Raw genomic sequence first — 11,357 nt, 5'->3', positions numbered from 1 at the left:
GGCAGGATGTGACCCATGACGATTCCCGCACTGCCGCTGGGAAAGGCGGCCGACGGCACCCCGGTCGAGATGCCCCTGCTCGGCTTCGGCACCTGGCAGATGCACGGCAAGACCGCCTACCAGGCGGTCCGGGACGCGCTCGAGGCCGGCTACACGCACCTCGACACCGCGACCGTTTACGGCAACGAGGCCGAGGTCGGCCGCGCCCTGAAAGACTCCGGCGTGCCGCGTGACCAGGTCTTCGTCACGACCAAGCTGCCGCCCGACCGGGCCGGCAAGGAACGCGCCACGATCGAGCAGAGCCTGCAGCACCTCGGCGTCGACGCGATCGACCTGTGGCTGATCCACTGGCCGCCGCGCCGCGGCCGCTCGACCCAGCTGTGGCAGGCGCTGATCGCCGCCCGCGACGCCGGCCTGACCCGCTCGATCGGCGTCAGCAACTACGACGCCGATCTGATCGACGAGCTGATCGCCGACACCGGCGAGCGTCCGGCGGTCAACCAGATCCGGTTCGGCCCGGCCCTGTACGACGCCCGCGTCCTCGCCGAGCACCGCGATCGCGGCGTCGTGGTCGAGGGCTACTCGCCGTTCAAGACCACCAACCTGTACGACCCGGTGCTGACCGGCATCGCCACCGCGCACGGCGTCGACCCGGCCCGGGTGGTGCTGCGCTGGCACGTGCAGCACGAGATCGTCGTCATCCCGAAGTCCCAGACCCCCGAACGCATCGCCCGCAACGCCGATATCGACGGCTTCACGCTGACCGACGCCGAGATGACCGCGATCGACGGCATGGGCCGTCACGGCCGCGGCTGATTCCGGTTGCCGGGGCGTCGTTAATCACCAGGCGTTTACCGCCGATTCCGCCTATTCTTGTCGCGCGATGTCGACAACACCTGCTGCACCGGCCGTCCGCGAACTGCGCGTCCGGATAAACGACCTGCTCCCGCGCGACGAGCGGCGCCTGCAGCGCCGCCTCGAAGGCACCCGGCGCCTGCGCGACGACGACGCCCGCGCGGCCGCGCTCGCCGAGATCTCGGCCGAGGTCGACCGGGCCGCCGAGCGCCTGGCCGCCCGGCTCGCGAGCGTGCCCCCGATCAGCTATCCGCAGTCGCTGCCGGTCAGCCTCCGCAAGGACGACATCGCCGCGGCGATCCGCGACCACCAGGTCGTCGTGGTCGCCGGCGAGACCGGCTCCGGCAAGACCACCCAGATCCCCAAGATCTGCATGGAGCTGGGCCGGGGCGTTCGCGGGCAGATCGGCCACACCCAGCCGCGGCGCATCGCCGCCCGCACGGTCGCCGAGCGCATCGCCGAAGAGGTCGGGCGGCCGCTGGGCACGACCATCGGTTACAAGGTCCGCTTCACCGACCAGGTCAGCGACGACACCATGGTCAAGGTCATGACCGACGGCATCCTGCTGGCCGAGATCCAGACCGACCGCAACCTCTACCGGTACGACACTCTGATCATCGACGAGGCGCACGAGCGCAGCCTCAACATCGACTTCATCCTCGGCTACCTGCGCGAGCTGCTGCCCCGCCGCCCCGACCTGAAGCTGATCATCACGTCGGCCACGATCGAGACACAACGCTTCGCCGAGCATTTCTCCGATGCCGCGGGCAAACCCGCTCCCGTGATCGAGGTCTCCGGCCGCACGTTCCCCGTCGAGACCCGCTACCGGCCGCTGGTGGCGACCACCGAGGGCTCGAGCCTTACCGCGGCGGAAAACCGACATGAACCAGTGCAGACCGAAGAACCCATGGACCAGGTCGACGGCATCGCCGAAGCGGTCGACGAGCTGGGCCGCGAGGGCGACGGCGACATCCTGGTCTTCCTCTCCGGCGAGCGCGAGATCCGCGACACGGCCGACGCGCTCGGCAAACGCAACCTGCGCGACACCGACATCGTGCCGCTCTACGGCCGGCTGTCGGCCGCCGAGCAGCACAAGGTCTTCGAACGGCACTCCCGCCGCCGTGTCGTGCTGGCCACCAACGTCGCCGAGACCTCGCTGACCGTCCCCGGCATCCGCTACGTCATCGACCCCGGCACCGCGCGCATCAGCCGCTACTCCAACCGGCTCAAGGTGCAGCGCCTGCCGATCGAACCGGTCTCGCAGGCCAGCGCCAACCAGCGCAAGGGACGCTGCGGCCGCGTCGCCGACGGCATCTGCATCCGGCTCTACTCCGAGGAGGACTTCGAGGCCCGCCCCGAGTTCACCGAGCCCGAGATCCTGCGGACCAACCTGGCCAGCGTCATCCTGCAGATGACCAACCTGGGCCTGGGCGACCTCGCCAAGTTCCCGTTCATCGACCCGCCCGACCGGCGCAACATCACCGACGGCGTGAAGCTGCTCGAAGAGCTCGGCGCGCTCGACGACCGCAAGCTCACCCCGATGGGCCGCCAGCTCGCCCAGCTCCCGGTCGACCCGCGCCTGGCCCGCATGGTGATCGAGGCCGACCGGCAGGAGTGCCTGGCCGAGGTCATGGTGATCGCGGCCGCACTGTCCATCCAGGACCCCCGCGAGCGCCCGGCCGAGAAGCAGCAGCAGGCCGACGAGAAGCACGCCCGGTTCACCGACAAGGAATCGGACTTCTTCAGCTACCTCAACCTCTGGCGATACCTGCGCGAGAAACAGCAGGAGCTCAGCGGCAACCAGTTCCGCCGGCTGTGCCGCACCGAGTTCCTCAACTACCTGCGCGTGCGGGAGTGGCAGGACATCTACGCACAACTCCGGCAGGTGAGCCGTACGCTCGGACTGTCTCTCGTGGAGGATCGCGAGGAGGTCGCCGAGGGCCAGCACGTGCACACCGCTCTGCTGTCGGGGCTGCTCTCGCACATCGGGCTCAAAGACACCGACAAGCGCGAATATCTGGGCGCGCGCGGGGCGAAGTTCGCGATCTTCCCCGGTTCGGCGCTGTTCAAGAAGCAGCCGCGCTGGGTGATGTCGGCCGAACTGGTCGAGACGAGCCGGCTGTGGGGCCGCGTCAACGCTCGCATCGAACCCGAATGGGCCGAGAAACTCGCCCCGCACCTGGTGAAACGCAGCTACAGCGAGCCGCACTGGGAGAAGAAGCAGGGCGCCGTGATGGCGTACGAGAAGGTGACTCTCTATGGGTTGCCGATCGTGCCGCGGCGCAAGGTCGGCTACTCCAAGGTCGACCCGGTGGCGTCGCGCGAGCTGTTCATCAGGCACGCGCTCGTCGAGGGCGACTGGGAGACGCACCACAAGTTCTACGCCGACAACACCAAGCTGCTGGCCCAGATCGAGGAGATCGAGAACCGGGCCCGCCGCCGCGACATCGCGGTCGACGACGAGACCGTGTACGCCCTCTACGACGCGCGCATCCCGGCCGACGTCGTCTCCGCCCGGCACTTCGACGCGTGGTGGAAGAAGGCACGGCGTACGGAACCCGAGCTGTTGACCTTCACCCGCGAGATGCTGGTCAACTCCGGCCGCGACGGCGTCGACCCGAACGCGTACCCGGACGCCTGGCTGGCCGGCGGGGTCAAACTGCCCCTGACGTACGAGTTCGAGCCGAACTCGAAGGCCGACGGCGTCTCCGTGCGCGTGCCGATCGCGCTGCTCAACAAGCTCGACCCGGAGGACTTCGGCTGGTCGGTGCCCGGGTTCCGCCGCGACGTCGTGATCGCCCTGATCCGGGCCCTGCCCAAGGCGTTGCGTACGAACTTCGTACCGGTGCCGGACTGGGCTGAGGCCGTGCTCGACCGCGTTCCGGCCCGGCGTGGACCGCTGCCCGACGCGATCGCGGGTGAACTGCGCCGGCTCACCGGGACGATCGTGCCCCGCGACGCGTGGCGGCCCGACCAGGTGCCCGAACACCTGCGGGTCAACTTCCGCGTGATCGACGAGAACGACAAGGTCGTGGGGGAGGGGCGCGACCTCGAGGTGCTGCGCCGCTCGCTCGCCCCGAAGGTGCAGCAGACCATCTCGAAGGCGGCCGGCGACATCGAGCGCCGCGGGATCACCACCAACGACTTCGGCATGCTGCCCCGCAAAGTGGCCCAGGTGCGGGGCGGTTACGAGGTCAACGTCTTCCCCGCGCTGGTCGACGAGGGCGACAGCATCGCGATCAAGGTCTTCGAGACCGAGGCCGAGCAGCGTACGGCCATGATCGCCGGAACACGCAAGCTGCTGCTCCTGACGTTGCCGCCGGCCGCCCGCTACCTGCAGGGACGGCTCGACAACCGGGCCAAGCTCGAACTCACGCGCGGGAACCCGTACCGGTCGATCGCCGACCTTCTCGACGACTGCGCCGGCGCGGCGGTCGACAAGCTGGTCACCGACGCGGGCGGGCCGGTGTGGTCGTCGATCGAGTTCGCCTCCCTGCGCGACGCGGTGCGGCAAGACCTGGTCGACGCCGTCGCGAACGTGGTCACCCAGGTGCGGCAGGTGCTCGCCACGGCGTACGACATCGACCAGCGCCTCAAATCGCTGCGCGACCCGTCGATGCTGCCCGCCCTGGCCGACATCCGGCAGCAGCTCAAGGGCCTGGTGCACGCCGGCTTCGTGACCGAGACAGGGTGGCGGCAACTGCACCACCTGCCGCGCTATCTGCGAGGCATCGTCTATCGGCTCGACCGGCTGCCGACGACCCTGGGCCGTGACCGGCAGCTGATGGGCCAGATCCACGAGATCGAGTCGGAGTGGCGCGAGCTGCGCGACCTCGGAGCGCCCGCGGAGGGGATCCGCGAGATCCGCTGGATGATCGAGGAGTTGCGGATCAACTTCTTCGCTCAATCGTTGGGAACCGCCTATCCGATATCGGACAAAAGGATCTACAAGGCGATGGACCAGCTCCCGACGTAGCACGCTCGTTGACGCTCGGGTGCCGTTCGGTTACCCCACTGTCATGGGTGCCCGGCAGCCCTTAGCGTTCTCGCCATGACGAACGATTACCTCGCCTTCGCCCCGATCTCTCCGCTCGTTCCGGCCTCGCCGGCGACCGGTCTGCTGGACGAGATGATGGCGCGGGTCGGCGTCGACGGAATCGTCGCCGCGCTCGCCGACCCGGGCCTGCTCGCCCTGGTCGACCAGCACGCCGCCGCGGTCCGCGACGCCCTCGACTCGGCCGGCCGCGAGGCCGACGCCGAGGGCCTGGCGGGTTACGCCCGGGCCATCGTCGCCGGCGCCCGCCGCATGAGCCGCACCCTCCCCGAGCCCGGCGAGGCCCCCGTGACCTGCGCCGACTGGCAGGCCGCCGACTGGCACCTGCTGCGCCTGGTCGCCATCTGCATGCTCGCCGAGCAGAACAACGCCCTCTGACCGACCGTCGCTGAACGGCCCGCCACCGGCGGGCCGTTCCGCTTTCCACCCCCTCTGCCGTACGCCGCCTCTGTCCCGCCTCTCTGCTGTGTGCCGCTCTGTCCCGCCTCTGCCGTGCGCCGCCTCTGTCCCGCCCCGTCTGCCGTGCGCCGCCCCCGCCCGCCCCTCTGCTGTGCGCCGCCCCCGCCCGCCCCTCTGCTGTGCGCCGCCTCCGTCCCGCCTGCTCTCTTCACGGGTGGCGAAGCCTCGTGCCGGATTTTTCGTTATTTATCCATGCGAGATTCGGTCGCTGCCGCGCGTATCCCTCTTCTGGGATCGCCCGAAACGCTGATAGGGGTGCTTTGCGGAGAAAACGGTCTATAAGTCATCGTCTAGGCATGAAGCTCGCTCTTGCGCTCGCTGCCGCCTCGGCCCTCATCGTTCCGGCGACGCCGGCCTTCGCCGCACCGGCCCCCGGCGCCACCCCGGAAGCAAATCAGCCGGCGGCTGCCCCCGCCCCGACCGCGGCCGCCGCCGCTGCCCCGCAGGTTGCCGCTGCCCCGGCCGCTGCCCCGGCGGCTGCCCCGGCCGCTGCTCCGGCGGCTGCCCCGGCCGCTGCTCCGGCGGCTGCCCCGGCCGCTGCTCCGGCCGCGGCTCCTGCCGCTCCTGCCGCGCCTACCACCCCGCTGCTGGTCGCGCGCTGGGGCTTCGACGCGGGCGCGGTCGACGGTAAGGTCGCCGACACGTCGGGGCGCGGGCCGGCCCTGACCGCCCGCTACGCCGATCAGGGTGTCATCCGCTTCGAGCCCGCCACCCCCAGCGGCCGCTACATCTCGTTCCCGGCCGCCTGCGCCTCCAACGCCCGCACCTGCCCGCGTGGTCTGCTCGAAGCCCCCAACACCGCCAACCTCAACCCGGGTACGAAGACGTTCCGCTGGTCGGCGCGTATGCAGCTCACCAAGGCCCAGATCGTCGGGTCGGCGAACATCCTGCAGAAGGGCGTCGCGAACACCTCCAGCCAGTGGAAGCTGCAGGTCGGCCGCACGCACGGCAAGGCCCAGTGCGTCGTGGTCGGCACCGGCTCCGAGACCGTCTACATCGCCCGCTCGGCCACCTCGGTCGCCGACGGTCAGTGGCACAAGGTGCTCTGCCAGCGCAGCGGCACGGCCCTGTCCGTGTGGGTCGACAACGTTCAGCGCGGCCAGACGACCATCCCGTCGAACCTGTCGATCAGCAACGAGCTGCCGCTGCGCATCGGCGGCCCGAACTTCAACACCCGCACCGACATGTACCACGGCCGTCTCGACGACGTCTACGCCGAGCTGGGATAAAACCCCAGGTCACCGTACGGTCGGGGTAGTCATCTCTCGTCTGGAGGCACCCGCATGGCCGTCAGCCTGATCAACCCGCCCGGACTACCGGAGATCCCGTTCTACAAGCAGGTTTCGGTGGCGACCGGCACCAGGATGATCCACGTCGCCGGTCAGGTCGCCTGGGAGGGCGGCGACTTCGCCACCCAGGTCGAGCAGTGCTATCTGCAGGTGGGCACCGCTCTGGCCGCCGCCGGGGCCACGTTCGGCGACGTGGTGAAGCTGACCATGCACGTCGTCGACTGGACGCCGGACCGCATGCCCGAGCTGATCGACGGGGTCGGCCGGGCCGCGGCCAAGCTCGGTGTCACGATCGAGGCCCCGGCCTCGCTGTTCGGCATCTCGGCGCTCGACGTGCCCGAACACCTGGTCGAGGTCGAGGCCGTAGCGGTTCTGGACTGAACACGTGGAAGGGGCACCCGCCTGGGTGCCCCTTCCACCGTGTCGGTCAGCTGCGCCGGAAGGCGTACGAACGACCCGTCGCCGCGCCGGCCGCGCGACCTGCGCGGTCACGGCCGGACCGCTGCCGGGCGGCCTCCTTGCCGTCGCGGGCGCCGTGGTGCTCGGCGCCGGGCGCGTCCTTACGTTCGCCGCGATCGGCAGACTCGCCGCCCGGGCGGAACAGGGCCGCGGCGAAGTCGCTCACGGCGAGATCATCCGGATTGAGCTGAACGGTGAAGCGCTGGCCAGGCATGCAGACCTCCTCGAAGCCCCGCTGAGCAGCGGGGCCGGGCACGGTGGAGCCGGGGAAGAAGAACGTGGTTGCTCCGGGTGTCGGCACGATGTGGGCTCCACGGCGGACAAAACGCCGGAGCACCCGGAACCGAGCACGTGAACGGCCTCGACGGGCCGCGTCATCAGGAGATCATGCGCCCACGATAGGAGCCCCCCGCGCCGGGCGCTACCGATTATCCGGCGACCGGTTCCGGTGGCTTGCCGATTGCTGCCCGTCCGAGCCCCGGACATCTCGATCGCGAGTCGCTTGTCCGCCTGCACCGTCTCGGACATGTCCGAAGCCTTGAAGCCCGGAAGTCAGGCCGGGATGCGGGCGGCGCCGGAGGCGAGGATCGCGGTGGCGGCCGGGTAGTCGCGCAGCTGGTCCTGGATCGTCTGCAGGCCGACGCGCAGGGCCACCGGCGGGACGCCGCGGGCGCGCAGCACGCCCTCGGTCCAGGTCACGAAGTCGGTGAAGACGGCGGTCTCGCTGACGTAGAGCGCGGCCGCCAGGAAATCGACGATGTGCGCCATGTCCTCGGCGGTCGCGTCGCGTTGGCGCTGGTTGTACTCGCGCATCGTCGGGTAGGCCTCGGCCAGCCGCTTCATCGCCGTACTGATCAATTCGGGGCGGTGGCGGACCACGTACGTGTATTCGTCGTCGCCCAGGTGGGCCGCGAGCGGGGCGTCCTGGTTGTGCGGGGGCCAGTTGCGGGCCAGACGGCGTACGGCTTCCTCGGCGCCGGCGGCCCAGGCGTCGGCGCCCAGGTGTTGCGCGTAGCGGCCGCCGGGACCGAAACCGCGACCGCCCGCGATGACCGGCACCCCGGCCGCGCGGCAGGCCGTGATCGCCGCGTGGGCGCGGGGCAACCGGGTCGCGATCATGCAGCTCAGCGCGACCACGTCGGGGCCGGTCTGGTGCAGATGGGTGATCAGGTGCGGGCCGGGCACGTTCGCGCCGAGGAAGTCGACGCGCCAGCCGTCGAGGCGCAGCATCTCGGCCAGGATGCGGGTCGGCAACGCGTGCCATTCGCCGTCGACGCACGCGATCGTCACCCGGCCCCGGCTGGGTTTCACATTCGTGCGGGCCGCCAGCGCTCCCAGCGCGCGTTCACTGATCGCGGTCGCGGCGTGCTCGCGGGCCACCGACCACTGGTTCGCCGCCCACAGGTCACCCACCCGGGCCTGCGTACGCGCAATGAGGTCGATCATGATGCGCTGGGCCGGGACGCCGTCGTCGAGCAGTGACGTGACCATGTCGACGGCCGCGTACTCGTCGCCGTCGCCGATGACGCGCAGGAACTCGTCGGCCAGGCCGGGGTCGTCGAGCGGGCGGCGGGCGGCGACGCTCATGATCGGGGTCGCCGCCGGTCGGGGCGGCGGGCGTCGATCGCGAACGGGGACGTGGTGCGGTCGCCGTTGCGCAGGCTGAGGGGCGTGCGGGCCGGGGCGCGGACGGCCAGCATGGCGATGTCGTCGTGGATGCCGCCGTGCACCCAGTCGCTGACGAGCTGGCGCACCCGTTCGAGGGTCGCCGCGCCGGGCAGACCCCGGCACTCGGTCAGCGCGTCGTGCAGCCGGGCCTCACCGAACAGCTCGTCGCCCGACGGACCGCCGCGGGCCTCGGTCAGGCCGTCGCTGTAGAGCAGGCACAGCTCGCCGGGGGCCAGCTCGACCTCGGCCGGGCGCACCACCGTGCGGGCGAACGCGCCGATCAGGGTGCCGCTGACCGGCACCTCTTCGACCGTGCCGTCGTCGCGCAGCACCAGCGGCGCGGGGTGGCCGCCGGTCGCGAGCTCGAGGCGCACCCGGCCGTGGTCGGCGCGGCTGACCGAGCCCACCACCATGGTGACGAACCGGTGCCGGCGGCCGGACTCGAGCAGCGCCCGGTTGAGCACTCGCAGCATCGTGGCGGGGGCGGCGTCGACCAGGCGCAGCGCGCGCAGCGTCTGGCGGACCTTGCCGGTCAGCACCGCCGCCTCGGGGCCCTGGCCGCAGACGTCGCCGAGGGCGATGACCGTTTCGGGGCTGTCGTCGGTGGGGCCGAACACGTCGTAGAAGTCGCCGCCGATGCGCAGCGACCCGCGGGCGGCCTGGTAGGAGCCGGACAGCTCGATGCCCTCGGGGCGGGGCAGTTCGGGCGGCAGCAGGTCGGCCTGCAGCACGGCCGTCGTGTCGACCTGGTCGCGGTAGAGGCCGGCGGCCGAGAGGGCGGCGCCGGCCCGGGCCGCGAACACGCGGGCCAGGATCTCGTCGTCGGGCGTGAACGTGGCACCGGTGCCACGGCGGGCCAGGATCAGCGCGCCGGCCGGTTCGGCGTTGCCGGGCAGGGGAGTGACCAGCAGCGCGCCGATCGGCCCGAACGCGCCGGGCAGCAGCCACTCGGGCGCCTGGGACGCGTCGAGCCACCGGCTCGGGATGGGCGGGAAGCCGCCGAGTGCCTCGACCAGGCCCGGCACCGAGGTCAGGGACTGCTCGCGCAGCGTGCCCTCCTCGAGGGTGCCGCCGGCGATCAGCCGTACCCACTGACTCTGCCGATGTTCGGCGGGTAGTACGACCAGGGCGGCGTCGGCCAGGTGGGCGACGGCGAGCTCGGCCGTGATGCGCAGGCAGCGGCCCTGGTGCAGCGAGGAGGACAGGCGGCGTCCGGCGTCGGCCAGGAAGGCGGCGCGGGCCCGTTCGGCGCGCAGCGCGTCGGCGCGGGCCACCTCTTCGGTGCGGTCGCGCAGGTACCACGCGTAGTGGTCGTCGCCCAGGGCGCGCCGATGGCCCTGCAAATCGCGGCCGCGGTAGCGGGAGGTGAAGGACTCTTCGCCGGCCAGCCCGGGCAGCGGTCCCTCGGCCGCGGTGGCGCCGGCGGCGAGGCCCGGGACCAGTGCCTGGGCGGCCGCGTTGACCAGCACAATGGTGTCGTCGGCCGAGCCGCACAGCACGACCGCCTCACTGGCGGCGTCCAGAGCGGCGCGGAGCAGGGCGGGCGCGGGCCCGTCGGTCAGCCTTTCGCCGGCGGACGCCGGCGATTGCGCTGTCATGGTGCCTCCCGTCTCTCCCCGCCCGGCTCGGTCATTGATCTCAGACTACGTGCTTGTGGACCGGGCAAACATGCCCAGGTCGGTGATCAAGGGGCGTCGGCCCCCAGATCGACCACGATCGGAGCGTGGTCGCTGGGACCTTTACCCTTGCGCGCCTCGCGGTCGACCACCGCGTCCGTGACCCGGTCGGCCACCGAAGGGCTCGCATAGACGAGGTCGATTCTCATCCCCTTGTTCTGGTGGAACATCCCGGCCCGGTAATCCCAATAGGTGAACGGGTGGTCGCCCTTCATGGGCCGGCCGACGATGTCACGCAGTCCGACGGCGCGGATCTCGGCCAGCGCCTCCCGCTCGGGCGGGGTCACGTGGGTCGAGCCGACGAACACCGCCGGGTCCCAGACGTCGTCGTCGGTCGGCGCCACGTTGAAGTCGCCCGCCACCACCAGCGGCCCGGACGCGACCTCGGCGGCCAGCGCGGTGCGCAGGGCGGCCAGCCACGACAGCTTGTAGGCGTAGTGCGGGTCCTCGGGCGTACGCCCGTTGGGCACGTAGATCGAGTAGAAGCGGATGCCGCCGATGAGCGCGCTGATCGCGCGGGCCTCCGGGTCGGGGTAGCCCGGTTCCCCGGCGAAACCATGCCGTACGTCGTCGAGCCCGGCCCGGGAGAGCAGAGCGACCCCGTTCCAGCGGCCCTGACCGTACGCGGCGGTGTCGTACCCGAGTTCGCGGACCTCGTCGGACGGGAAGCCGTCGGCGCTGACCTTGGTCTCCTGCAGGCACACCACGTCGGGCTTGGTGGCGTCGAGCCATTCGAGCAGGCGCGGCAGCCGTGCCTTGACCGAGTTGACGTTCCAGGTGGCGAAGCGCATCTACCCAGACTGCTACATCAAGCGGCCGAGTGCTCTGTTCAGGGGCGGCGGGTCATGCGGGTGGCGGCGAGAAGCGCGGCGCCCAGGCCGGCCATGAGGACGAAAA

The 11,357-nt window shown here is 71.2% G+C and carries 9 protein-coding genes; 5 read left to right on the top strand and 4 right to left on the bottom strand.

Going from position 1 to position 11,357, the window contains the following annotated elements:
* Positions 1 to 15 precede the first annotated feature (15 nt).
* The 5 genes from EER30_RS41330 (at position 16) to EER30_RS41310 (ending at position 7,038) form a co-directional block, all read left to right on the top strand.
* Positions 16 to 816: an aldo/keto reductase gene (locus EER30_RS41330; RefSeq protein WP_240670643.1), complete on the top strand. Its 801-nt coding sequence runs from the start codon at positions 16 to 18 to the stop codon at positions 814 to 816.
* Positions 817 to 883: 67 nt separating this feature from the next.
* On the top strand, positions 884 to 4,831 hold the full coding sequence (hrpA, locus tag EER30_RS41325) for an ATP-dependent RNA helicase HrpA (RefSeq protein ID WP_127507402.1): 3,948 nt from the start codon (positions 884 to 886) through the stop codon (positions 4,829 to 4,831).
* 75 nt (positions 4,832 to 4,906) lie between these two features.
* On the top strand, positions 4,907 to 5,287 hold the full coding sequence (locus EER30_RS41320) for a DUF6401 family natural product biosynthesis protein (protein WP_127507400.1): 381 nt from the start codon (positions 4,907 to 4,909) through the stop codon (positions 5,285 to 5,287).
* Positions 5,288 to 5,664: 377 nt separating this feature from the next.
* Positions 5,665 to 6,597 (top strand): laminin G domain-containing protein, encoded by a 933-nt coding sequence (locus EER30_RS41315; RefSeq protein ID WP_127507399.1) that lies wholly within the window; start codon positions 5,665 to 5,667, stop codon positions 6,595 to 6,597.
* Between the two features lie 54 nt (positions 6,598 to 6,651).
* Positions 6,652 to 7,038 (top strand): RidA family protein, encoded by a 387-nt coding sequence (locus EER30_RS41310; RefSeq protein ID WP_127507397.1) that lies wholly within the window; start codon positions 6,652 to 6,654, stop codon positions 7,036 to 7,038.
* A gap of 46 nt (positions 7,039 to 7,084) precedes the next feature.
* Here the strand turns inward: EER30_RS41310 and EER30_RS41305 are convergent, their stop codons facing one another.
* The 4 genes from EER30_RS41305 to EER30_RS41290 all read right to left on the bottom strand — a co-directional run bounded on the left by EER30_RS41305 (position 7,085) and on the right by EER30_RS41290 (position 11,251).
* A complete protein-coding gene (locus EER30_RS41305; protein WP_240670642.1) occupies positions 7,085 to 7,417 on the bottom strand; it encodes a hypothetical protein in 333 nt (110 codons plus the stop codon).
* Positions 7,418 to 7,668: 251 nt separating this feature from the next.
* The gene (locus tag EER30_RS41300; RefSeq protein WP_127507395.1) at positions 7,669 to 8,703 is read right to left on the bottom strand and encodes a cobalamin B12-binding domain-containing protein; all 1,035 of its coding nucleotides are present in this window, start codon (positions 8,701 to 8,703) and stop codon (positions 7,669 to 7,671) included.
* Entirely contained in the window at positions 8,700 to 10,382 is a 1,683-nt protein-coding gene (locus EER30_RS41295) for a PP2C family protein-serine/threonine phosphatase (RefSeq protein ID WP_127507393.1), read from the bottom strand. The genes EER30_RS41300 and EER30_RS41295 overlap by 4 nt, the downstream gene beginning before the upstream one ends.
* 86 nt (positions 10,383 to 10,468) lie before the next feature.
* Positions 10,469 to 11,251, bottom strand: coding sequence for an exodeoxyribonuclease III (locus EER30_RS41290; RefSeq protein ID WP_127507391.1), 783 nt, complete (start codon positions 11,249 to 11,251; stop codon positions 10,469 to 10,471).
* Between the last annotated feature and the right edge of the window lie 106 nt (positions 11,252 to 11,357).

It is taken from the genome of Actinoplanes solisilvae (assembly GCF_003999975.1).
GTDB lineage: Bacteria > Actinomycetota > Actinomycetes > Mycobacteriales > Micromonosporaceae > Actinoplanes > Actinoplanes solisilvae.
Note: the sequence above shows the minus strand (reverse complement) of the source record. Positions and strands in the feature narration are given on the sequence as shown.

Bases quoted from the DNA above. Each gene is read 5' to 3' on its own strand.
- EER30_RS41310 (WP_127507397.1), top strand. From the start codon at position 6,652: ATGGCCGTCAGCCTGATCAACCCGCCCGGACTACCGGAGATCCCGTTC.
- EER30_RS41300 (WP_127507395.1), bottom strand. From the start codon at position 8,703: ATGAGCGTCGCCGCCCGCCGCCCGCTCGACGACCCCGGCCTGGCCGAC.
- EER30_RS41290 (WP_127507391.1), bottom strand. From the start codon at position 11,251: ATGCGCTTCGCCACCTGGAACGTCAACTCGGTCAAGGCACGGCTGCCG.
- EER30_RS41295 (WP_127507393.1), bottom strand. From the start codon at position 10,382: ATGACAGCGCAATCGCCGGCGTCCGCCGGCGAAAGGCTGACCGACGGG.
- EER30_RS41315 (WP_127507399.1), top strand. From the start codon at position 5,665: ATGAAGCTCGCTCTTGCGCTCGCTGCCGCCTCGGCCCTCATCGTTCCG.
- EER30_RS41330 (WP_240670643.1), top strand. From the start codon at position 16: ATGACGATTCCCGCACTGCCGCTGGGAAAGGCGGCCGACGGCACCCCG.
- hrpA (WP_127507402.1), top strand. From the start codon at position 884: ATGTCGACAACACCTGCTGCACCGGCCGTCCGCGAACTGCGCGTCCGG.
- EER30_RS41320 (WP_127507400.1), top strand. From the start codon at position 4,907: ATGACGAACGATTACCTCGCCTTCGCCCCGATCTCTCCGCTCGTTCCG.